This window comes from Nocardioides sp. Z22_16, from assembly GCF_058134365.1.
The window spans coordinates 732,864-755,349 of the sequence record NZ_JBYTTI010000002.1; the positions used below are offsets into that span (position 1 = coordinate 732,864).

A 22,486-nucleotide genomic window follows, 5' to 3' on the forward strand; every position below is an offset into this window, starting at 1 on the left:
AAGGGGCCCCGGAGCGAGTTAACTGGAGCCCGACTCCAGAACACTCCGCTCGAAAGTGATCCCATGACGCAGACCGCGACGCCCCCCGACCCGAGCCCCGACGCCGCTTCCGAGACCTGGGACGCCGTGGTGGTCGGCGCGGGTCCGGGCGGTCTGACCACGGCGGCCTACCTCGCCGCCAACGGCAAGCGGGTGCTGGTGCTCGAGGCCAACCAGGTGGTGGGCGGCAGCACCCAGGTCTTCCGCCGCGCCGGCAACAAGTTCGAGTTCGACGTCGGCACCCACTACGTCGGTGAGTGCGGCCCCGGCGGGCGGATGCAGACCACGCTGGCCGGGCTGGCGCTCACCGAGCGGATCAAGTGGCTCCGGCAGCGCCCCGAGGGCCACTGCCAGATCATGATCCCGGGCACCACGTTCCAGACGCCGACCGGGTGGGACACCTACCTCGACCGCCTGGTCGCGGCCTTCCCCGAGGAGGAGGCCGGCCTGCGCCGGTGCGTCACGATCATGCGCGGGATCGCCACGAACGACCGGCGGTTCAAGCGACCGCTCGCCCTGCTGCGCTGGGGCGTGCGGCCGATCACCACGCTGATGAAGGCGTGCGGTCTCAGCGCCGACGCGCAGGCGGTGATCCTCGCGGAGAACGGCGACTACACCTGGCCGCCGCACCGCACCCCGGCCGCCTTCCATGCGGGCTTCCTCGACCACTACCTCCAGGCGGGCGCCTACTACCCGCGCGGTGGCGGCCAGATGATCGGGGCGCACCTCACCGACGTGATCCAGACGCACGGCGGCACGGTGCGCACCAAGAGCCGCGTCGAGCGGATCCTGATCGAGGACGGCCGCGCGGTCGGCGTCCGCCTCGAGGACGGCGAGGAGATCCGGGCCGAGGCGGTCGTCTCGGCGGCGGACTTCAAGAAGACCTGGGCCGAGCTGGTCGGCGACGAGCACCTGACCCGCCGACTGCGGCGCCGGGTGCGCAACCTCGAGATGACGCTGCCGATGTTCGCCGTCTACGTCGCCCTCGACGTCGACCTGCGCGAGCGCGACACCCCGCCGCTGGCCTGGGTGTGGCCGACCAACGACGTCGACGGCTACTACCGCGAGGTCGCCGCCGGTCGCTGTCCCGAGAAGATGCCGGTCGGCATCAGCTGCCCCACCGCCAAGGACCCGGAGGGGACCCACTCCGCGCCCCCCGGCTACTCCACGCTGGAGCTGGTGAGCTGGGCGCCGAAGGAGTACGCGTTCTGGAACGTCGAGACCGGCCCCGCGGACGGCGGGAGCTACGGGCGCGACGAGCGCTACCTGCAGCTCAAGGAGGAGCTCACCCAGCGGGTGCTGGACACCGCCGAGCTGATGATCCCCGACCTCCGCGAGCGCCTCGTCTTCTGCGAGGCCTCCACCCCGCTCACCCAGGAGCGCTTCACCCTCACCAGCGACGGCACCTGCTACGGCATCGCCCCGCTGCTGAAGAACCTCGGCCCCTTCCGGCCGCGGGTCACCACGCACATCCCCGGCCTCTTCCTCGCCGGCAACAGCACCGAGCACCTCTTCGGCATCAACGCCACCATGTACGGCGGCATGGGCACCGCCGGCGCGGTGCTCGGCCGGGACCTGGTGCGCGAGGTGCGCGAGGGTGCCGTCTTCGTGGACGAGGCGCGGCTGACCGAGATCACCGAGGAGTTCGACCCGCTGCTGGCCTCGAAGCCCGGTTCGGCCATCCGGCGTCCGGTGCGCCGTCGGCCCCGGGCCACCGCCTGACGGTCCTGAGGGGAGCTGGACCACCACGTGGTCCTGGAGGGCGGACCCGTCGCGGAGCTGGTCATCGTCCCTCGGTGACCTCGCCCGCCAGCACCGAGGCCGGAAGCTCGAGATCGGGGACGAGCTCGACCAGCAGCTCCCGGACCCGTCGATCGAGGTCGGCGACGATCCCGCGGACCGTCGCCGCGTCCTGACCGCCGGGGTCCGCGACCGGCCAGTCGACGTACCGCACCCCCGGCACGAAGGGGCACTCCTCGCCGCAGCCCAGGGTGATGGCCAGGGTGCTGGCCGCCACCGTCTCCCGGGTCAGCAGGGTCGGCCGCTCACCGGAGACGTCCAGCCCGAGGCTCTCCAGCGCGGCGGCGACCTCGGGGTGGATGTGCTCTCCGGGCTGGGTCCCGGCGGAGAGCGCGACGACCCGGCCCCGGGCGTAGTGGTGGGTGAGAACCCGGGCGATCACCGAGCGGCCGCCGTTGCGGACGCAGGCGAAGACGACCTGGGGCGGGACGGCGGTGGTGTCGGTCATCGAGGGTCTCCTGCGGGGGTGGTCGGGCGGACGGTGCGCTCGGGGAAGAACCTGCGGGCCCAGAGGCTGACGTAGACCAGGCCGACCAGGGCCGGGACCTCGATCAGCGGGCCGACCACCCCGGCGAGCGCCTGCCCGGAGGTGACCCCGAAGACGCCGATGGCCACGGCGATCGCCAGCTCGAAGTTGTTGCCCGCGGCCGTCATCGAGACGGCGGTGGCACGCTGGTAGTCGAACCCGAGCAGCTTCGACAGCAGCATGGAGCCGCCCCACATCAGCGCGAAGTACGCCAGCAGCGGCACCGCGATGCGGGCGACGTCGAGAGGCTGGTGCGTGATGCTGTCGCCCTGGAGGGCGAAGAGCAGCACGATGGTGAAGAGCAGGCCGTAGAGGGCGGCGGGCCCGATCCTCGGCAGGAACCTCGACTCGTACCACTCCCTGCCCTTCGCTCGTTCGCCGAGCGTGCGGGTCAGGAAGCCGGCCAGCAGCGGGATGCCGAGGAAGACCAGGACGGACTTCGCGATGCTCCACACCGAGACGTCCAGCGCGGCCTGCTCCAGCCCGAGCCACCCGGGCAGGACCTGGAGGTAGAAGTACCCGAGGAAGGCGAACGCCAGGATCTGGAAGACCGCGTTGATGGCCACCAGGATGGCGGCCGCCTCCCGGTCGCCGCAGGCCAGGTCGTTCCAGATCAGCACCATCGCGATGCAGCGGGCCAGGCCCACGATGATGAGGCCGGTCCGGTACTCCGGCAGGTCGGGCAGGAGCAGCCAGGCCAGCGCGAACATGAGCGCGGGCCCGAGCACCCAGTTGAGCAGGATCGAGGTGCCGAGCAGCCGGACGTCGCGGGTCACGTGACCGAGCTCGTCGTAGCGGACCTTCGCGAGCACTGGGTACATCATGATCAGCAGGCCGATCGCGATGGGCAGCGAGACCGAGCCGATCTCGACCGCGGCCAGGGCGTCGTCGAGGCCCCCGACCGTGCGGCCCAGCAGCAGGCCGACGGCCATCGCGACGCCGATCCAGACGGGCAGGAAGCGGTCCAGCGTCGAGAGGCGCTGCAGGACCGGGTCTGGCGCGCGGCCGGCAGGGGTCTCGCGGACGACGTCGCTCATGCGGACGCCGCCGGAAGGGATCTGGAGGAGGCGGGAGTGGGAGAGGGCACGACCACATATTGACAGAGGTCGATGTGAGGAGGAAGTCGTCGACGACGTGTTCAGCTGCTGTTCATCACCCGGTGCCGGCCTCAGCCGCGCCCGACCGCCTCCTGGATCTGGTGGAACGAGGTGGCCCCGAACGCCACCATCCTCGCCTCCTCGACCTGGGTCCGGGCGGAGCGGAAGACCTCGAGGGCCGCGGCGATCGCGTCGTCCTTCGGCCACCCGTAGACCCCCGCGCTGATCAGCGGGAACGCCACGGTCCGGGCGCCGAGCTCGTCAGCGACCTCGAGCGCGCGGGTGTAGCAGGAGGTCAGCAGGGTGCGGTCCCGCTCACCGGCGCGGTAGTTCGGGCCGACCACGTGGATGACCCAGCGCGCCGGCATCAGCCCCGCGGTCGTCCAGCCGGCGTCACCCGTCGCGAGGCCCCGGGGGAACCGGCGACGGCACTCCTCGAGGACCTCCGGGCCGCCGGCGGCGTGGATGGCGCCGTCGACCCCGCCGCCCCCGCGCATGGCCCGGTTGGCGGCGTTGACGACCGCGTCGACCTCCTGGGCGGTGATGTCGCCCTCGACGACCGTGATCCTCATCCCGTGCAGGGTACGTTGCTGAGCCCGGCGGCCGCACCGGTCACGACGTTGCTCGTGCACGAGATCCGGTTCCCGGTGGCACCCTTCTGCACCGAGAACCCGTACCCGTCGGCGTTGACCTCGGCACGGTTCTCCGCGAAGACGTTGTCGTTGCCCCAGCCGGCCAGCGCGGTGTGCACCTGGAACCCGTCGAGCAGGGCGTTGACGCCGTGGTTCTCCTCGACGAGCCAGCCGTTGCCCTTCATGTCGATCCAGGAGTCGGCCCAGCTCCCGGTCATGCCGGCGCCCTCGAACCAGTTCCCGCGGATGGTCCCGCCGGTGGTGCCTTCCTTGATGTCCATGCTCTCGGCACCGGTCTCGCTGATCACGTTGCCGACGAGCAGGTTGCGGTCCGAGGCGTCCGGGCGGCCGTCGCTGTAGGTGCCCCAGTTGGAGTTGGCGCTCCCGACGTAGATGCCCTCTCCGTAGGTCTCGTTCTTCCGGCCGGTGCGGCTGACCACGTTGTCGCGCACCACGTTGTCGGAGGAGAAGGAGCGCAGGTGGATGCCCTCCTGGCCCGTCTCGCGGACCTCGAGGCCCTCGAGGACGCCGTGGCTGGACCGGTCGAGCACCACGCCCTTCGACACGTTGGTCACCGTGATGCCGCGGACGCGCCAGTGGTCGGCACCGGCCAGGTAGAGGCCGTACTGCGTGCCGGTGCCGACGGCTCCGGGCTTGCCGTCGATCACGGCGCGACGCGACCCCTGCAGCACGATCGGCGCGCCGGCCGTGCCCGGCACCGAGGCGACGAAGGTGCCGACGTACTGCTTGCCCCCGATCACCAGCGGCGCCTTGAGCCCCTTGGTGGTGTAGGTGCCGTCGGCCATGGTGATGACGTCGCCGGGCCGCGCGTCGGCCAGGGCCGCGCTGAGCTCCTCGGAGGTCGAGACCGCGACGGCGCGGCCGCCCGCCGCGGGGGTGGTGGGCGTCGGCGACGCGGTCGGCGCGGGAGTGGAGGGGGAGGTGGGTGACGGGGACGAGGGGGACGGCGCGGGGGAGGACGTGGGCGAGGACGAGGGCGAGGGATGCGGGGTCGGCCGGGCCGAGGGCGAACCGGGGGGCTCCGGTCGGACCGGGTCGGTGATCCTCAGCCGGTCCAGCACGAGCCCCGTGCGCCTGCTCGCGAGGCCCACCCGCCCGGGGGCGCTGCTCGGCACCTCCAGGCGCGCGGCGAACCGGCGGCCCTGGCCGGGGCGCTCCAGGTAGACCTTGAGCTCGTCCGCCGAGCGCTCCAGCGTCACCACGTGCGGGCGGCGGACCGGTACCCGGGCGTCGAGACCGGAGAGCCGGGTCTCCTGCCCGTCCCGGACCACGAAGACCCCGGAGCGGGCACGTCGCCGGTCCACGCGGAGGTAGGAGTAGTGCCGCCTGCCCCGGTGGTCGAAGACGAGCGAGTACGCAGGCCCTCGGCCTCGCAGGGTGGCCTCGAGCCGCCACTGGGCGCCGGTGACGGGCGTGCGCAGGAGTCGGGGTGCCGGGCGCGCGGAGGCGGTGCGGGCCCGTGCGCCGGACCCGACGAGGACGTAGCCGCTGTCGCGCACCTGCCAGACGCCGGAGCCGCCGCGGAAGAGGCGGGCGGCTGCGGGGGAGTCGAACCCCTCGTCCAGGACCACCGTCTCCCGTTCCTCCTCCGAGGCGCTGCCGGAGCCGGCAGCGACTCCGACGAGGCCGCAGGCAAGGGCGAGGGCGAACGTGCCGAGGGCACGGTGACGTGGGCGCGCGGAGATGTCCATCGGGGTCCTCGGGGCAGGACGGGAGATCCGGGACGCCGAGTCTAGGGCGGGGCAGGACGAGGCACATGGCAAACGGAGCAATCGCTATCGGGGGACCGTGATCACCACTCGCCGGTTCCTGGCCCGGTTCGCGTCGCTGTCGTTGGGGTAGGCCGGACGGGTCTCCCCGTAGCCCTTGGTGCGGATCGCCGCCGCGTCCAGGCCGCCGTCGCGGACCAGCCAGCCGGCCACGGCGCGGGCACGTGCCCGCGAGAGACGCATGCCGTAGGCCTCGTCCCCACGGTCGTCGGTGTGCCCCTCCACCAGGACCTCCCCGGCCGCCCCGGCAGCAGCGCGGATCCGCCGGGCGACGGCCCGCAGCGCGTCCCTGGCCTCGAGCCTCAGCGTCGCGGAGTCACTGTCGAAGAGCACCCCCGAGGAGGCGACGTACGACGTCGACCCGGTGCCCTCGAGCACGCTGAGCCCCCCGGTCCCGGCCAGGGCCCGGGACTCCAGGCGCTCCGGGTCGACATCGACGTCGGGCACCCGCACCGGCTCCAGTCGCACGGTCTCGACCAGGTCGTCGCCGGGCCGAGCGGTGCCGTCGCGGGAGAACCCCTCCCGGACGACGCCGGCCCGGGTGACGCCGACCAGCTCGCCGTCGCGCGCCACCCGGCACGCCTGCTCCGCCCGCGCCCCCGGCACGCTCGCGCCGGGGACGGTGACCTCGGGGTAGAGCCGGTCGCCGACCTCGGTGGCCGGGATGGTCGCGGGCGGGATGGTGGCGGCCGTGACCTCCACCGCGCCGAGGCAGCCCCCCGGAGCGCGGTGACGGACCACGCAGCCTCCTTCGACGACCTGGGCCGGGACGACGAAGCCGGGCGCGAGCAGCTCGCCGTCGGAGTCGACGACGGGTGGCACCTCGACCTCCGCCACGACCACGTCGGGGAGGGGCTCGATCTCGCGGTCGGGCCCGGGACTGCACGCGGGATCGGGCGCCGGTGCCACCGGGCCGGAAGCTCCGGGCGACGGCGACGCGCCGGAGGACCCGGCCGGACTGCCGCCGAGGGTCCCGTGCTCACCCTGGTCGCCGCGGCAGGCACCGACCAGGGTGATCACCAGGACCAGCAGTCCGACCGGGCCGGCCGCGGACAGCCCGCCCCGACATCCACGCGGGCTCTCCGTGCTCACGCCGGCCCTGCCGGCTCAGCTCGCGCGGCCGAGGGCGCGGTAGGTCCAGCCCGCCGCGCGCCAGACCGTGGCGTCCAGGGCGTGCCTGCCGTCGACCACCGCACGGTCCACCACCACCTCACCGAGGACCTCGGGGTCGATCTCACGGAAGACCTCCCACTCGGTGAGCAGGACCACGACGGCCGCCCCGTCGGCCGCCTCGAGCACGCCGTGGGCGTAGCGGAGGTCCGGGTAGGCGCGCCGGGCGTTCTCCATGGCCTCCGGGTCGTAGACGGTCACGATCGCGCCTTCCTGCTGGAGCATCCGCGCCACGTCGAGGGCGGGGGCGTCGCGGACGTCGTCGGAGTTCGGCTTGAACGCCGCGCCCAGGCAGCAGACCCGGACGCCCTCGAGCCGGCCGCCGGCCTCGTCCCTGACCAGGTCGACCGTCCGCTCGCGGCGGCGCTTGTTGATGGCGTCGACCTGGCGCAGGAACGCCACCGACCGGCCGACGCCGAGCTCCTCGGCGCGGTGGACGAAGGCGCGGATGTCCTTGGGCAGGCACCCGCCCCCGAAGCCGAGGCCGGGCTGGAGGAATCGACCGCCGATGCGGGAGTCGAAGGAGAGCGACCGGGCCAGGTCCTGGACGTCGGCTCCGGTCACCTCGCAGACCTCGGCCATCGCGTTGATGTAGGAGATCTTGGTCGCCAGGAAGGAGTTGGCCGCGACCTTCACCAGCTCGGCGGTCGCCAGGTCGGTGGAGACGACGGGCACCCCCTCGTCGAGCAGCGGGGCGAACACCTCCTCGAGGCACTCCCGCGCCCAGGGCGAGGCGACGCCGAAGACCAGCCGGTCCGGACGCAGCGTGTCCTCGACGGCGTACCCCTCGCGCAGGAACTCCGGGTTCCAGGCGAGCTCGACCTCGGTCCCGGCCGGCGCGTTGTGCTGCAGGATCGTGGTCAGGCGGGCCGCGGTGCCGACCGGGACGGTCGACTTGCCCACCACGAGGCAGCGGCGTCGCAGCGAGGGGGCGAGGTCACGGACCACGCCCTCGACGTGGCTGAGGTCGGCGGCGTCGGAGCCCTTCTTCTGCGGGGTGCCGACGCAGATGAAGTGGACGTCGCCGAACTCGCCGGCCTCGGCCAGGTCGGTGGTGAACGACAGGTGACCCGAGTCCAGGGCCTTGCGGAGCATCTCGGGGAGCCCGGGCTCGAAGAAGGGCACCCGTCCTGCGGCGAGGGCCTCGATCTTGGCGCGGTCGGTGTCGACGCCCAGGACGTCGTAGCCCAGGACGGCCATGCAGATGGCGTGGGTGGCGCCGAGGTAGCCGGTGCCGAGGACGGTGAGGCGCGGGCGGTGCTGGGTGCTGCTCATGGTGGTTCCCCCTGGGGTGTCAGGTGCACGGGATGTTGCTGAGCCCCTCGCCGGCGTCGGTGAAGGTGTTGTCGCAGCGCACGACGTTGGACTCCTCGGGCCACGAGGCGATCGCGTGGCCGGGGCCGCGGAGGTCTGCGTGGTTGCCGGTGAAGACGTTGTGATCGCCCCAGCCGTCGAGGATCTGGTGGGTCTGGTAGCCGTCCTCGGTGGCCTGGGTGCCGGTGTTGTCCTTGATCAGGTAGTTGTTGCCCTTGACGTCGACCCACGAGTCGGCGCCGGTCAGGGCCGACCCGTCGAAGGTGTTGTTCGACACGACCCCGCCGGTGGTGCCCTCCTTGAGGTCGACGGCCTCGGAGCTGGTGTCGGAGATGGTGTTGCCGTCGACGACGTTGCGGTCGCTGCGGTCGGCCTCGCAGTCGGTGTAGGTGCACCAGTTGCTGACCGCGGAGCCGATGTAGACGCCCTCGCCGTACTTGTCGTTGCGCAGCCCGGTGTCGCTGATGGTGTTGTCGAGCACCACGTTGTCGGTGCTGTGGGACCTCAGGTGGACCGCCTCGTCGCCGGTCCCGGTGACGGTGAGCCCCTGGATCACCGATCCCACCGTGCCGTCGGCCATGACGCCCTTCTGCCCGCCCGAGACGGTGAAGCCGACCAGCCTCCAGTGGGTCGCGCCGTCGAGGTGGAGGGTGTAGCCGCCCTCCACGTCCCCGCCGTCCAGCACCGTGCTCTCGGAGCCGCAGAGCCAGATCGGGTCGTCCTCGGTGCCCGAGGCGGTGGTGACGAACTCCCCGGCGTAGGTCCCGTCCTCCAGCTCGATGCTGTCGCCCGGCTCCGCGTCCTCCAGTGCCGTCTCGAGCTCGTCGGCCGAGCCCACGGTCGTGGTCGGCCGCGGGCAGGTCACCCGGGAGGTGGCGGGCAACGGGCCGGTTCCGGCCGGCGGCACGTCGGGGAGCACCGGGGCCTCCGAGGGCTCGTCGTCGCTGTCGTCGTCGTCGGTCTCCTCCGCGGGGGTGGGCTCCTCGGTCTCGTCGTCGACCGTGGGCTCGTCCGTGGCGATCGACCCCAGCGTCGGGGCGGGCGGCACGGTGACGGCCGGGATCTCCGCCCCCTGGGCCCCGGGCTCGGTCTCCGGCCACATCAGGGCGGCGACCAGGGTGGTCAGCAGCACGCCGGCCAGGGCGCCACCCGCGACGTCAGCGGCGCGTCGGGGCCACCAGGAGGCGCTCATCGGCCGACCTCCTCCGGGACCCGCTCGGCCCGCACCACCGCCGAGGGGTCGTAGAGCGGCCTCTTGTCGTCGTACGGGTGCCGCTTCTCGCGTCGCGCCCGGGCGCCCCGCACGGCGGTGAAGAGGAGCAGCGCGCCCAGCACCAGCCACATCAGGGTCAGTGGCTGGAGGTAGCGCTTCAGGGTCACCAGGAACGGCGTCGTGTCGCGCCACCCGCTGGTGTCGTTGTCCCACCCGGCGCGGTCGAGCTCCTCGGCCCGGTTGGTCTCGATCGCGCTGGGGCCGCGCCCACTCAGGGTGTTGGCGTCCACGAGGGTCCCGCCCGCCCAGCCGACGACGCTGACCGCGTGGCTCGAGGCGCCGGTCATCGTGTTGTGGTCCACCTCAGCCTCCGAGTCGCGCAGGTAGAGGCTCGTCTCGCCGCCGCTGACCAGGTTCCCGGAGACGACCCCGCCCCTGACCCCGTCGCGGACCGCGATCCCCTGGGTGCCGGAGTCCGCGACGGTGTTGCCGATCACCGACACCTCACGTGCCGCGTCCCGCACCACGATGCCCACCCCGTTGCCGTGGACCTCGTTGGCCAGCACCCGGACCCTGGTGCCGCCGATCACCTCGACGCCGTACCGGCCGTTGTCGCTGGCCACACTGTTGGAGATCGTGTTGTTGCCGTAGCTCCCGACGCTGGTGCCGGTCGCGCTGGGCCCCTCGGCGAGAGGGCGACCGGAGATGGTGACGCCGTTCTGGGCGTTCCCCTCGGCCCGGGCCTCGGAGACGACGATCCCGGTGGTGGCGCGCGCCAGCACCATCCCGTCCTGGCCGTTGCCGCTGGTCGAGGTGCCCTCCACGACGGCGTTCACGACGTAGCGGTGCAGCACCAGCCCGGAGACCACGTTGTCGTCGAAGGTGCTGTCCCGGATGTCGAGCCCGTTGGCGCCGGAGACGAAGAGGCCGAACGCGCTGTGGGTGACCGACGTGCGGTTCAGGGCGGCCGAGACGAAGCTGTAGCGCGGGGCGTCCACGTCGACCACGGGGACGGGGAGGTCGCCGGCCGGCAGCACCTCGCTGAGCGCGGAGTTCTTGTTGCCCTTCACCACGGGTGCGTTCCTCGGCACCTGGCCGACCTCGAGCGAGTCGGCGAGCCGGTCCAGCGACCCGCTGTTGGGACGGTCGGTCCCGGTCAGCGAGAGCCCGCCGGTCCGGCCGCTCCAGAAGCCCAGCGCCCGCAGCTCGGCATCCGAGACGGAGACCTGCCCGCCGATCGACCTGATGTAGGCCCGGCCGTCGTCGGTCAGCGGGTCGGTGGTCTCCTCCTCGCGGTCGAAGCTCGTGATGATCGCGGGTGCGCCCTCGGTGCCGGCGATGTTGAGCCGCCCGCCGTCGTTGATGATCGAGACGAAGCCGTCGGCGTCGCTGGCCAGCAGCAGCCTCAGGCCGCCCGGGTCGGCGAGGTTCAGGGTGGCGCCCGCCTCGACCACGACGTTCTCCGACAGCAGGAAGGCACCGTCGGGCCGGCGGACGAACGTCTGCGGCGCCAGCAGCAGCAGGTCCTCGGTCGTGTAGGGCTCCGTGCGCTCGGTGAGGACGAGGGTGTACGCCGAGCCGGTGGCCAACCGGTAGGGGCTCTTCATCGGCTGCTCGTTCCAGCTGGCCAGGACTCCGACCGTCCGTACCTCCACCAGGCGGGCGTCCTCGGCGGCGACCAGGGCCGACTCCTTCTCGGGATCGCCCGGGTAGGGGCGGCCCTCGGAGAGGACGGCCGACTCCTCCTCGGCATGGGCGGGGACGCCCGCGCCCAGGCCGCCCAGGCCGCCCAGGACGACCGGGCCGACCAGGGCCGCCAGGACGGCCCGCACACCCTGTGCGCCGTGGGCGCCGTGGGCGCGGCCGGGGGAGCGGTGGCCGCTCATCGGACCTCCCCGGCGAGCTCGGTCCCTCGAGGGAGGCTCTGCACGGGAACCCGCGGCGGGGTCGGCGCGCGGTCTCGTTCCCGGTCCGGCTCCCGCTCCGTCTCCGCGAGGGTCGCCGCGGTCTGCCCCTCGCCCCCGACGGAGTCGGCGGTGCGCGTCAGCCACCCCTGCTTGTTCATCGTCAGGAACGCGTAGAGCTTGATGGGGAGGGCGACCAGGATGACGACCAGCGTCAACAGCGGCAGCAGCAGGATCTCCTGCGGGTGGCGACGCAGGTGCGAGAAGCCGCGGATCCCCCGGCCCACCAGGAGCCAGGTCGCTGCCAGCGCGGCGCTGGTGCCGGTCAGCTCGAGCCGGCTCAGGAACAGGTAGCCGAGCGTGATCCCCATCGTCACCGGGGTGAGCAGGATCTGCAGCACGGTGACCTTGGTGACGAACGGGACCTTCCACAGCCATCCCTTGTAGACGGCGGTGAGGTAGCAGCGGTAGGAGTTGCGGCTCCAGCGCACCCGCTGCTTGACGAAGGCCCGGAAGGTGTCCGGGAACATCGACAGCGCCTTGGCGGAGGACTGGTGGACGGTCTTGTAGCCGGAGGAGAGCACCAGCCAGGTGAGCCGCCCGTCGTCGCCGGCGATGCAGCGACGACCGAGGAAGTACTCGTTCTCGAGGTTCTCCAGCACCGGCATGACGACGCTGCGCCGGTAGGCCCCCGTCCGGCCCGAGATGCAGGCGACCGCGCCGGCGGCGCCCATCGCCGGGACGTAGTTGTAGTAGCGGAGGTTGACCATCCAGTCGGCGATCCGCCGCCAGACGCTGGTACGTCGTTGGTAGACGTTCTGCTGGGTGCTCACCCCGCCCACCTCGGGGTCGAGGAACGGGCGCTGGACGTTCTCGAGGAGCCCGGGCCGCCACTGGGTGTCGGAGTCGGTGAGCACCAGCAGCTCGGAGGTCGCCATCCGGATGCCGACCCCCAGGGCCGAGCGCTTGCCGGCGTGCTTGAAGAGCACGGGACGGATGACCGGGTCCCCGAGGCGGCGCAGCCGCTCGTAGGCCTCGGTGTCGGCGACGTCCAGGACGATGATGATCTCGGTGGGGTCCTGGGAGCGCCAGTTGGCGACGCACTGCATCAGGATGTCCGGGTCCTCGTGGTACGACGGGACGACGACCGAGGTGGTGGTGGAGAAGTCGTTGACCACGGGCTTGGCCCGCGCCGACAGGATGCAGCGGTACAGCCACAGCGCCCAGACGATGAGACCGGCGACGGCGAGCGGGAAGACCGCCCGCAGGGTCGCCACATCGAGGTCGTGGAGATCGAGCCGGTCGAGTAGGTCGTTCATCGCGTGTGCCCCCGGGTATGCCTGGAGGGCGCACCCTGCGGTGCGGTCCCCCGATGTCTTCATGTCGTTGCGCGGCCCGAGCGCGTCTCTCCATGGTGGGTTCGTGGGGTCGTGCCGGGGTGTCTGCGAGAAGAACCTCAGGTTAAGTCGGTGTCACCGTCGGTGACAGTCCCGATCGGGGGCCCGGTCGGGGGGTGTGGCAAGACCTGACGCCCGCTGTCCCCACTCCTGGGGAGGGACTTACCCAAGTTCGGTGCACTTCCTCGAGGGGTCGACCGGCCGGGGGAGAAGGGGACGCCGCCGCCGGGCCGGCACGGGCCCAAGGCCCTGTTACCGGCCTGAAACACGGGGCCGGGCGCCCGGCCCCACGGTGCCCTTCGGCGAAGGGTCAGCCCCGGACCGTGGTGCTGCTGTACTCGAAGCCGGGGGCCACCTCGACGACCAGGTCGTCGCGGTCGGTCACCCAGTAGCCCACGGCGAAGCGGACCGTCCTCCCGGGCGCCAGGCGTCGTTCCGGCCGGGCGACGACGCCCTGCTCGTAGTCGAAGATCTGCGCGGCCTCGGCGAACGTCGAGCGCAGCCGCACGTGGAGCTGGCTGGGGTTGAACTCCTCGTCGCTCCCGTTGCGGATCAGCACGGGGAACCGCATCGGCGTGCCCTTGCGCGGTTCCACCCACGCCGACGGGGTGAACGGTTGAGGAAGACCGATCCGGACGGTGAGACCGTCGGGGTAGCGGAAGCTCCTCCCGAAGGTCGGCGGCTCCGGGACCGCAGGCCCGGACGGTGACGGTGCGGAGGCACTGGCCGTCCCGGCGTCCGGAGTCGTCGCGGACTCCGGCGCGGTGGCGGGCCCCGGCGTGGCGTGTGCTGCGCCCGTCGCCGGCTGAGGGCTGGCGGCGGCGAGCGGGTCGTCCGCGGACCCCTCGGTGGCGCACCCCGCGAGCGTGAGGCAGAGCCCCACCATGAGCGTCCCGACCCCCGTGCGTCGCATGACGAGACGATAGGGGCCCGGGTGGCCCGCTGTCGCGTGGACGTGAGCGGCGTCATCCCGGGCGCTGGCGGGGAACAAGACCGGGGGAGAGGACGTTCTCGTCCGCGGCCGTGCCAACTGGGCGGTCCGCCGCGATCACGGAAGACATGCCTTGACCTCGACCACCGCACCACCGCCCACCTCCGCCGCCTCCGGCCCCGTCCAACCGCCCCACGTGGGCCGACTCATCGCCCTGCTGGTGGCGGCCGCCTTCGTGGTGATCCTCAACGAGACCATCATGAGCGTGGCGCTGCCCCAGCTGATGGTGGAGTTCGAGGTGGGCGCCGCGACGGCGCAGTGGCTGACCACCGCGTTCATGCTGACGATGGCCGTGGTGATCCCGGTGACGGGCTACCTGATGACCCGCCTCTCGTTGCGCACCGTCTTCCTGGTGGCGATGTGCAGCTTCCTGCTCGGCACCCTGGTCGCCGCCGCCGCCCCGGTCTTCCCGATCCTGGTCGCCGGGCGCGTGGTGCAGGCCGTCGGCACCGCTCTGATGATGCCGCTGCTCTTCACCACCGTGCTCAACGTGGTCCCGGTCGAGCGCCGGGGCCGGACGATGGGCCTGATCTCGATCGTCATCGCGGTCGCCCCGGCGGTGGGCCCCACCATCGGAGGTGTGGTGCTCGACCAGCTGAGCTGGCGCTGGATGTTCTGGTTGGTGCTGCCGATCGCCCTGGCTGCCACCGTCTTCGGAGGCCTGTGGATCCGCAACGTCACCGAGCCGCAGCGGGTGCCCCTCGACGTCGCCTCCGTGGTGCTGTCGGCGCTCGGCTTCAGCGGCCTGGTCTTCGGGCTCAGCAGCATCGGTGAGGCCGCCGAGGGGGACCCGCTGATGCCGATCTGGATCCCGCTGACCGTGGGCGTCCTCGCCCTGGTCGCCTTCGCCGTCCGCCAGGTCAGGCTCGGCGACGCCGCCCTGCTCGACCTCCGCGCGTTCCTCACCCCGGCGTTCGCCCTGGCCAGCGCCCTGGTGGCGGTCAGCATGATGGCCCTCTTCGGGACGCTGATCCTGCTCCCGATCTACCTGCAGAGCGTGCAGGGGCTCTCTCCGCTGGACACCGGCCTGATGCTCCTCCCGGGTGGTCTCACCCTGGGCGCGCTCGGCCTGGTCGTGGGGGGTCTCTTCGACCGGTACGGCGCCCGGCCGCTGGTGCCCCCGGGCGCCGCCGTCGCCAGTGCCGCGCTGTGGGGCATGACCACGCTCGACGTCGACACCTCGGTGGCCGCGGTCATCGGCTGGCACGTGCTCCTCAACGTCGGGCTCGCCTTCATGTTCTCCCCGCTGCTCACCGCCGCGCTCGGCTCCCTGCCGAGGGCGCTGTACTCGCACGGCAGCGCCATCGTCAGCACCCTGCAGCAGGTCGCGGGGGCCGCCGGGACCGCGCTGTTCATCACGGTGATGACCCGCACCACGGCCGAGCGGATGGAGCGGGACGCCGGCGAGGTCGCGGCGCTGGCCGACGGCATCCACTCGGCCCTGCTGTGGGGCGCTGCCATCTCCCTGCTCGCCGTCCTCGGTGCCTTCTTCGTGCGCCGGCCCGACGCGGTGGTCGAGCCCGGCCCCGACCGGTCCGCGGACGCTGAGCTGGCGGACTCCACCGCCTGACGGTCTCCACCCGCGTGGGTCAGCGGGTGAGGGCCGTGGTGCTCTCGTGCGGGTCGGCGCCGGCCTGGACGGTGCCGTCCGGCAGCCGCCGTACGATCCCGACCCCGCCCATCACGTGGTCCCACCGCTCCACCCTGCGGACCGTGTAGCCACGCGCCCGCAGCCCCTCGTGGAGCTCGTCGTAGAGCTCGCCCTCGAGCTCGACGGTCGCGGGTTCGGTGACGTGCGGGACGAAGGAGCTGGGGAAGTTGAGCGACCGGAAGCGGGGTGCCTCGACCGCCTCCTGCAGGTCCATCCCGAAGACCAGCACGTTGAGCAGGATCTGCACGTTGGTCTGGGCCTGCACGTCGCCGCCGGGGGTGCCCATCGAGAGCTGCCCTCCGTCGGCCTCGTCGACCATCAGCGCGTGCGGGGTGATCCGCGGCCGCTTGCCGGGCTCCAGCCGGTTGACGTTCCCGGGGTCCAGGCTGAACTGCGTCATCCGGTTGCCGAGGTTGAGGCCCGTTCCGGGCACCATCGGGGTCAACGGGAAGTCGCTGGGCGTCAGGGTGACCGAGTCGCCCTCGGCGTCCACCACGGCCAGGTGCGAGGTGTCCTTGCCCAGCAGCGGTGAGGGGCTGTGCGGCCGTGCCGCTGTGGCGACCGTGCCGGGGTCCGGGGTGCCGTCGTACGCCGTCCCGCTCATCTCGGCGCGCCGCCGGGCGCCGTGCTCGGACGAGACCAGCTCCTCGACCGGGACGTCGGCGAACTCCTCGTCGGCCACCAGCGCCTCCCGGTCGGCCATGGCCAGGTCGATGGCCTGCAGCACGGTGTGGACGTACTCCTCCGAGCCCCACTCCATCGACTCGAGGTCGAGCTCCTCGAGGGTCTTCAGCACCATCGGGACGACGATGCCCTGGCTCCAGGTGCGGTTGGTGCTGATCCGGTGCCCGCGGAACTCCGCCACCACCGGCTCCTCCCACCCGCCCCGGTAGCCGGCCAGGTCCTCGGCGGTGAAGAGCCCCTCCTCGTCGTCGTGCATCTCCAGGATCGCCTCGGCGACCGGCCCTTCGTAGAAGTGGTCCCGGACGGCCTGCAGGCCGTCGCGCCGGTCGCCGCCGGCGGCCAGGACGCGCTGCTCGGCCGCCGCCAGCGCCTCGAGGGTCTCCGCCAGGTCGGGTCTGGTGAACCGGTCCCCGACGTGGATCGGGCGCCACCACTCCCGGCCGGTGTGGACCTGCGCGTTGTAGGGCAGCAGGAACTGGAACCCGATCCGCTCCACCAGCGAGAAGTCGAGGTTGTCGGCCATCACCTCGTGCACCGGGAAGCCGACGCGGGCCAGGTCGACGGCCGGCTCCGCCAGCTCCTCGAAGCTCATCGTGCCGTGCTCGGCGAGCAGCGCCACCAGCACGTCCGGGGAGGCGGGGAGCAGCTGCGCCCAGACGTCCATCTCGGGCACCTCGTCCCAGCCGCGCTCCCGGAACCGCTCCAGGGTCGCGGCGGCCGGCGCGGTGCCGGCCCCCACATAGCTGGAGACCTGGTCGGTGCCGGCGTCGCGGTGGAGCAGTGGGGCCACGCCGGGGAAGCTGGCGGCCTCCCCGAAGGTCACGTTGAGGGCCAGCAGGCCCGCGACCGCGGCGTCGGCGGCGTTGCCCCCGGCCTCGAGCACGTCGCGCATCGCCTCGGCCGCCCAGGGCGTGCCCGCCACGACGGCGTACTGGGACCCGGTCGCGAGCGGTCGGCTCAGGCCCTTGGTGCTCTCGAAGGGCATCGGGTCCCGGGGGCCCTTGGGCAGCGACCAGTAGAAGCAGCCGAGCAGCACCCCCAGGGCGAGCAGCCCGATGCCCACCCGGGTGGACCAGCGACGGAGCCGGCCGAACCGGCGTCCCGGGCGCTCCGACGCACGACCCACGCGGACCTCCGTTCGTGACCCGGCGACGTCCCAGCGACGATCCCGGCGGCGACACTGTGCCACCCCGGTGCGCCCCCCGACTCCGGTTTGCCGCAGTGGCGCGCCGGGCACTCGGAGGAGCATGACTCCCGACCAGCGGCCAGGCGGCCCGCAGGACCTCACCAGCCTGCTGCGTGCGGAGCGGGAGCGGCTCCTCCCCGACACCTCGGGCGAGGTGGGGGACCCCAGCGTGGGCGAGCGGGCCCCGGAGTGCTTCGCCCTGGCCGTCCGCACCGTCGACGGAGAGCTCGCGGTCACCGAGCAGGCCGACGTCGGCTTCCCCATCCAGTCCGTGGTCAAGCCGTTCGTGTACGCCGTCGCCCTGGCCGACCACGGCGACCGGGTGCACCGCTCGATCGGGGTGGAGCCCACCGGCGAGCCGTTCGACGCCATGGTCCTCGAGCAGGAGACCGGACGCCCGCCCAACCCGATGGTCAACGCGGGAGCCCTGATGGCCGCCTCCCTGGTCGCCGGCGACGGCGTCGAGGAGCGGGTCGACCGCGTGCTGGACGTCTGTTCCCGGGCCGCCGGCCGGCGACTCGAGGTCGACGAGGCGGTGGTGCGCACCGAGCTGGAGCACGCCGACCGGAACCGTGCCCTGGGCTACCTGATGCGGGCCGGGGGCACGCTGGAGTGCCCGGTCGAGGAGGCCGTGGAGGCACTGGCCCGGGTCTGCGCCATCACCGTCACCGTGGCGGACCTCGCCACCATGGGGGCCACCCTGGCCGGGTGGGGAGTGGTGCCGGGCTCGCGGGAGCGCGTGCTGCCCGAGTCGGTGACCACCGAGGTGCTCAGCGTGATGTCCACCTGCGGGATGTACGACGGCAGCGGCGGATGGATCCACCGGGCGGGGATGCCGGCCAAGTCGGGGGTGTCGGGGGGACTGCTCGCCGTGGCTCCCGGACGCCTGGGATTCGCCTCGTGGAGCCCACCCCTGGACGAGCAGGGCAACAGCCGGCGCGGCCTGCAGGCGGGAGAGGCCCTCTCCTCGGCCCTGGGCCTCCACCACTTCGCGTCCCGCACGACGACCGAGCCTTAGCCGGCACCGGGATCGGCGGGCGGGCTGACCTCGCTCTGCGGTGACGGCGTGGCGCCGACGGTGTCGGAGGGCGACGGGCTCGGAGTGGCGGTCGGCTCCTCGGACGGCGTCGGGGTCGGCGTGGGCTCGGAGGAGGGAGTGACCCCCTCGCTGGGAGACGGGTCGTCGGTGGGCGAGGGGGTCGGCGAGCCCGTCGGCTCCTTCTCGTCCCGGCCGTCACGCCGGTCGTCGTCCTGATCCTTGGTGTCGCGGTCGGTCACGCTCCCGATGGTGGTGCCGCGGTCGTCGTCGCTGCCACCGGTGCGGGAGGAGACGCTGCGGCCGGTGACGAGCTCGAAGGCCGTGATCGCGACCAGTGTCACGGCGAAGGCGGCGGCCGCGGTGACCAGGACCTTCTTCCACGGCAGGGCGGCCAGCCGGTCGGTGAGACGGGCGGGCGCCCCGGCCTCGTCGAGCTCTTCGCGCGCCTCGATCAGCCGGGCCTCCGCCGAGTGCAGGTGGGCATCCGCGGCGCCGTTGTCGTTGCCACGGCGCCGGGCGCGACGTACCTCGGCCTCCGCGACGCCCACCTTCAGGCTGCCCACCCGCTGGACCTGTGCGACCTTCTCCCGGCTCTTGGCGAGGCCGTGGGTGTAGAGCGCGGTGCCGACGGTGGCGGCGACGCTGCCCAGGGCGGCGCCGATGATCGTCCCCGCCGCGCCCAGGGTGGAGAGCAGCACGGCGCTGGTCACCGCCGCGAGGGCTCCACCGATGGTGCGGAGCCAGTCGATGTCCAGCCCGCTTCTCTTCTGCTCGTCGTCTTCAGCCATCACCGTCCACCATGCCAGCCGAGGGGTGAGGTCTCGGAGCCGGTTGCGCTCGCGCGCTCCGGTCCGCGGCTCTTGACGTGGGGTGTCCTTCACCACGTCACGCAGGGGAGGGCCCGGGCGGGGGGCCGGACGTCAGGTCCCGTAGACCGCGACCTCGGTGGCCTTGACCGCGAAGACCACCCGGGCGCCCGGGACGAGGCCGAGCTCGGCGACGGCGCGGGGAGTCACGTCGGCCGACAGCCGGCCGCCCCGCACCCGGATCTGGCCGGCGTGCGGCTCCAGCTCCTCGACGGTCACCTCGAACACGTTGCGCGGGCTGCCCCCTGGGGCGTGGGGGAAGACCGAGACGGCACTCGGCGCGAAGACCGCGACCACCGGGTCCCCGTCCCGCGGCGGCGTCGAGGTCACCACCCCCTCGACACGCAACCCGGCGGGGGAGCGCACCGCCTGGCCCCGCCAGGTGCCGCGGACCATGTTGAGACCCGCGATCCGGGCGGCGAAGGCACTGCGCGGGTGGGAGAGCACCTCGGCCGTCGCGCCGGTCTCGACCAGCGCGCCGCCCTCGATGACCAGCACGCGGTCGGCCAGCAGCAGCGCGTCGAGGATGTCGTGGGTGACCAGCACCACCGTGCGATCGGCGAGCACTCGGCGCAACGTCTGGCGCAGCGCCGGGGCGACCTCCACGTCGAGCGCGGAGAGCGGCTCATCGAGGAGGAGCAGGCGCGGGTCAGCCGCGAGGGCGCGGGCCACGGCGGCCCGCTGGGCCTGTCCTCCGGAGAGCTGGGCGGGTCGGCGGTGGGCGAGCTCCTCCAGCCCCACCTCGCCCAGCCAGTGCCGGGCCCGCTCGCGCGCCGGCCGGCGTCCCAGACCCGCGGCGCGGGGACCGAACGCGACGTTGTCGAGGGCCGAGAGGTGGGGGAACAGCAGCGGCTCCTGTGCCATCAGTGCGACGTGGCGGTCGTGGGGGGCGACGTGCACGTCGCGTGCCGGGAGTCCGCAGCGGGTGAGCACCCGCCCACCCAGCAGGACCTCACCCCGGTCGGGGCGGAGCAGTCCCGAGGTCACCCCCAGAGCCGTCGACTTGCCGGCGCCGTTGGGCCCCAGGAGCGCCACGGTCTCGCCCTCGGCCACCTCGAAGGCGAGGTCGACACCCCGGGCGGCCACGCTCGCGGAGTAGACGAGGCTCACAGGCTGCTCCGTCCCTGGCGCGCCAGTCCGATCACGAGCACCGCCACCACGACCAGCACCAGGGAGAGTGCCACCGCGGCGTCGGCGTCGGTCTCGCGACGCAGGTAGATCTCCAGGGGCAGGGTCCGGGTGACCCCCTGCAGGCTCCCGGCGAAGGTGATCGTCGCGCCGAACTCGCCCAGGGAGCGGGCGAAGGCGAGCACGGCGCCCGACGCGAGCCCGGGCAGCACCAGGGGCAGGGTGACCCGGCGCAGGACCGTGGTGGGGCTGGCGCCCAGCGACGCGGCCACCGCCTCGTAACGCTGGCCCGCGGTGCGCAGCGCCCCCTCGAGGCTGACCACCAGGAAGGGGAGGGCGACGAACGTCTGGGCCAGCACCACCGCGGTGGTGGAGAACGCGATCTGGAGACCGAGCACCTCGAAGGTCCGCCCCAGCAGCCCGTGGCGGCCGAAGGTGTAGAGGAGCGCGATGCCTCCCACCACGGGCGGGAGCACCAGGGGGAGCAGCACCAGGGAGCGGAGCACGCTCTGTCCGCGGAAGGTCGTGCGCGCCAGCACCGTCGCCATGGGAGCCCCCAGGAGCACGCAGAGCACGGTGCTCGCCGCCGAGGTGCGCAGGCTCAGCCAGAGCGCCTGCCGGGAGGCCTCGGAGGTGATCAGGTCGAGGAAGTCCGCCCACGGGGTCCGCAGCACGACGGCCACCAGGGGCAGGAGCACGAAGCAGGCACCCACCGCGGCGGGGGCATAGATCCAGCGCGGCAGCCCGACCCAGCCGGCCTCAGCCATCGCCGGGCGCCTCGGCGAAGCCGGACTCGGCGAGCAGCTCCTGGCCGCCCGGGCCGGTGACCCGGTCGACGAACTCCTCGGCCAGTGACCGGCGCGCGCTGTCGGCCACGGCCGCGACGGGGTAGACCGTCCGGGTCGCGTCCGACTGGGCGAAGTCGAGGCCCTCGACCCGGTCGCCGGCCGTGAGCAGGTCGGTGACGTAGACCAGCCCCGCGTCCGCCTCGCCCGAGGCGACCTTGGCCAGCACGTCGGTCACGGACTGCTCCTCGCTGACCGGGGAGAGCCGCACCCCGGCCGCGTCCGCGGCCCGGCCCGCCGCGGCACCGCAGGGCACCTGGGGCGCACAGACGACCAGGTCGAGCCCCGGCGTGGCCAGGTCGGAGAAGGTGGAGATGCGGGCGGGGTTGCCCGCGGGCACCGCGATGCGGAGGGTGTTGGCCGCGAACGGCCGGGGGGTGCCGGCGAGGAGTCCCTCGGCGGCCAGCGTGGCCATGGTGGCCTCGTCGGCGGTGGCCACGACGTCGGCGGGGGCGCCCTGGGCGACCTGGGAGACCAGGTCGGAGGAGCCGGCGAAGCTGAGCAGCACCTCGACGCCGTCGTGCTCCTCCTCGAACCGCTCCGCGATCTCCTCGAACGGCGCGCTCAGCGAGGCGGCCGCGTAGACGACCAGGGTGGAGCCGGAGCCCCCCGGGGAGGCGCACCCGGACCCGGCGGACGCGACCAGGCCGACGACCAGGCCGGCGAGCACGCCGCGGACCACGCGGGCGCGGCCGGCTCGGCGGGGGAGCGCCCGCCTCACGAGCCCGTCGCGTTCGTCTCCACGATCACGGTCGTGGACTTGATCACCGCCACCGCGGCGGAGCCGAGCTCGAGCCCCAGGGCGCGGACCGACTCGCTGCTCATCAGGGAGACCACCCGGAACGGTCCGCACTGCAGCTCCACCTGGGCCATCACCTCGTCGACCTTGATGTCGGTGACCAGCCCCACGAACCGGTTGCGCGCCGAGCTCACGGTTCCTCCGGGCGGACCGGGGGGCGTCGCCTGCTGCCGCGCCACCTGAGCGACCTCGTAGCCGTCGACCACCTTGCGCCCCGCCGGGTCGCTGGACTCGGTGAGCAGCCCGCGATCGATCCAGCGACGGACGGTGTCGTCGCTGACGCCGAGATACGAAGCGGCGTCGCGGATCCTCATCTGCGGCACGAAAGGGAGCATAGACCCGCAGAAGCGGAGTCGGGTACCCCGAGAAGGAGGACCGCGGGCCGCCGGTGGGATGCTGTCTCGCTGCACGGGCG

The 22,486-nt window shown here is 73.1% G+C and carries 19 protein-coding genes; 3 read left to right on the forward strand and 16 right to left on the reverse strand.

Annotated elements, in window-relative coordinates; translation table 11 throughout:
• The first annotated feature begins 63 nt into the window (after positions 1–63).
• Positions 64–1,761: a phytoene desaturase family protein gene (locus tag AC3X7R_RS07765; protein WP_489965007.1), complete on the forward strand. Its 1,698-nt coding sequence runs from the start codon at positions 64–66 to the stop codon at positions 1,759–1,761.
• A gap of 61 nt (positions 1,762–1,822) precedes the next feature.
• On the opposite strand, the gene AC3X7R_RS07770 is transcribed toward AC3X7R_RS07765, so the two are convergent.
• From AC3X7R_RS07770 to AC3X7R_RS07815, 10 genes are all read right to left on the reverse strand, one after another.
• Positions 1,823–2,287 (reverse strand): arsenate-mycothiol transferase ArsC, encoded by a 465-nt coding sequence (locus AC3X7R_RS07770; protein WP_489965008.1) that lies wholly within the window; start codon positions 2,285–2,287, stop codon positions 1,823–1,825.
• Entirely contained in the window at positions 2,284–3,402 is a 1,119-nt protein-coding gene (gene arsB / locus AC3X7R_RS07775; RefSeq protein WP_489965009.1) for an ACR3 family arsenite efflux transporter, read from the reverse strand. Before arsB ends, AC3X7R_RS07770 begins: the two co-directional genes overlap by 4 nt.
• Before the next feature lie 131 nt (positions 3,403–3,533).
• A complete protein-coding gene (locus tag AC3X7R_RS07780) occupies positions 3,534–4,034 on the reverse strand; it encodes an O-acetyl-ADP-ribose deacetylase (RefSeq protein WP_489965010.1) in 501 nt (166 codons plus the stop codon).
• On the reverse strand, positions 4,031–5,806 hold the full coding sequence (locus tag AC3X7R_RS07785) for a right-handed parallel beta-helix repeat-containing protein (RefSeq protein ID WP_489965011.1): 1,776 nt from the start codon (positions 5,804–5,806) through the stop codon (positions 4,031–4,033). Before AC3X7R_RS07785 ends, AC3X7R_RS07780 begins: the two co-directional genes overlap by 4 nt.
• Positions 5,807–5,890: 84 nt before the next feature.
• Positions 5,891–6,976 carry an OmpA family protein gene (locus tag AC3X7R_RS07790; RefSeq protein WP_489965012.1) on the reverse strand — a complete coding sequence of 362 codons (1,086 nt, stop codon included), beginning with the start codon at positions 6,974–6,976 and terminating at the stop codon, positions 5,891–5,893.
• Between the two features lie 15 nt (positions 6,977–6,991).
• Positions 6,992–8,329 carry a UDP-glucose dehydrogenase family protein gene (locus AC3X7R_RS07795; RefSeq protein ID WP_489965014.1) on the reverse strand — a complete coding sequence of 446 codons (1,338 nt, stop codon included), beginning with the start codon at positions 8,327–8,329 and terminating at the stop codon, positions 6,992–6,994.
• Positions 8,330–8,348: 19 nt separating this feature from the next.
• Positions 8,349–9,560 (reverse strand): right-handed parallel beta-helix repeat-containing protein, encoded by a 1,212-nt coding sequence (locus AC3X7R_RS07800; protein ID WP_489965015.1) that lies wholly within the window; start codon positions 9,558–9,560, stop codon positions 8,349–8,351.
• Positions 9,557–11,467 carry a right-handed parallel beta-helix repeat-containing protein gene (locus tag AC3X7R_RS07805; protein WP_489965017.1) on the reverse strand — a complete coding sequence of 637 codons (1,911 nt, stop codon included), beginning with the start codon at positions 11,465–11,467 and terminating at the stop codon, positions 9,557–9,559. The genes AC3X7R_RS07800 and AC3X7R_RS07805 overlap by 4 nt, the downstream gene beginning before the upstream one ends.
• Positions 11,464–12,804 (reverse strand): glycosyltransferase, encoded by a 1,341-nt coding sequence (locus tag AC3X7R_RS07810; RefSeq protein ID WP_489965018.1) that lies wholly within the window; start codon positions 12,802–12,804, stop codon positions 11,464–11,466. Before AC3X7R_RS07810 ends, AC3X7R_RS07805 begins: the two co-directional genes overlap by 4 nt.
• Before the next feature lie 388 nt (positions 12,805–13,192).
• Complete coding sequence (locus AC3X7R_RS07815) at positions 13,193–13,795, reverse strand: hypothetical protein (RefSeq protein WP_489965019.1); 603 nt, start codon at positions 13,793–13,795, stop codon at positions 13,193–13,195.
• Between the two features lie 151 nt (positions 13,796–13,946).
• On the opposite strand from AC3X7R_RS07815, the gene AC3X7R_RS07820 reads away from it, so the two are divergent.
• Positions 13,947–15,443, forward strand: a complete 1,497-nt coding sequence (locus AC3X7R_RS07820) for an MDR family MFS transporter (protein ID WP_489965020.1) — start codon at positions 13,947–13,949, stop codon at positions 15,441–15,443.
• 19 nt (positions 15,444–15,462) lie between these two features.
• Here AC3X7R_RS07820 and AC3X7R_RS07825 read toward each other — a convergent pair whose 3' ends face one another.
• Positions 15,463–17,334: a gamma-glutamyltransferase family protein gene (locus AC3X7R_RS07825; RefSeq protein ID WP_489965021.1), complete on the reverse strand. Its 1,872-nt coding sequence runs from the start codon at positions 17,332–17,334 to the stop codon at positions 15,463–15,465.
• A gap of 121 nt (positions 17,335–17,455) precedes the next feature.
• On the opposite strand from AC3X7R_RS07825, the gene glsA reads away from it, so the two are divergent.
• The gene (glsA, locus tag AC3X7R_RS07830) at positions 17,456–18,412 is read left to right on the forward strand and encodes a glutaminase A (RefSeq protein ID WP_489965022.1); all 957 of its coding nucleotides are present in this window, start codon (positions 17,456–17,458) and stop codon (positions 18,410–18,412) included.
• On the opposite strand, the gene AC3X7R_RS07835 is transcribed toward glsA, so the two are convergent.
• The 5 genes from AC3X7R_RS07835 to AC3X7R_RS07855 all read right to left on the reverse strand — a co-directional run bounded on the left by AC3X7R_RS07835 (position 18,409) and on the right by AC3X7R_RS07855 (position 22,385).
• Positions 18,409–19,221: a hypothetical protein gene (locus tag AC3X7R_RS07835; protein WP_489965023.1), complete on the reverse strand. Its 813-nt coding sequence runs from the start codon at positions 19,219–19,221 to the stop codon at positions 18,409–18,411. The two genes, glsA and AC3X7R_RS07835, sit on opposite strands and share 4 nt — an antisense overlap.
• Positions 19,222–19,353: 132 nt before the next feature.
• Positions 19,354–20,409, reverse strand: coding sequence for a sulfate/molybdate ABC transporter ATP-binding protein (locus tag AC3X7R_RS07840; protein WP_489965024.1), 1,056 nt, complete (start codon positions 20,407–20,409; stop codon positions 19,354–19,356).
• Positions 20,406–21,194: an ABC transporter permease gene (locus tag AC3X7R_RS07845; protein WP_489965025.1), complete on the reverse strand. Its 789-nt coding sequence runs from the start codon at positions 21,192–21,194 to the stop codon at positions 20,406–20,408. The genes AC3X7R_RS07840 and AC3X7R_RS07845 overlap by 4 nt, the downstream gene beginning before the upstream one ends.
• Positions 21,187–21,993 (reverse strand): molybdate ABC transporter substrate-binding protein, encoded by an 807-nt coding sequence (gene modA / locus AC3X7R_RS07850; protein ID WP_489965026.1) that lies wholly within the window; start codon positions 21,991–21,993, stop codon positions 21,187–21,189. The genes AC3X7R_RS07845 and modA overlap by 8 nt, the downstream gene beginning before the upstream one ends.
• On the reverse strand, positions 21,990–22,385 hold the full coding sequence (locus AC3X7R_RS07855) for a TOBE domain-containing protein (RefSeq protein WP_489965139.1): 396 nt from the start codon (positions 22,383–22,385) through the stop codon (positions 21,990–21,992). Before AC3X7R_RS07855 ends, modA begins: the two co-directional genes overlap by 4 nt.
• Positions 22,386–22,486: the final 101 nt, after the last annotated feature.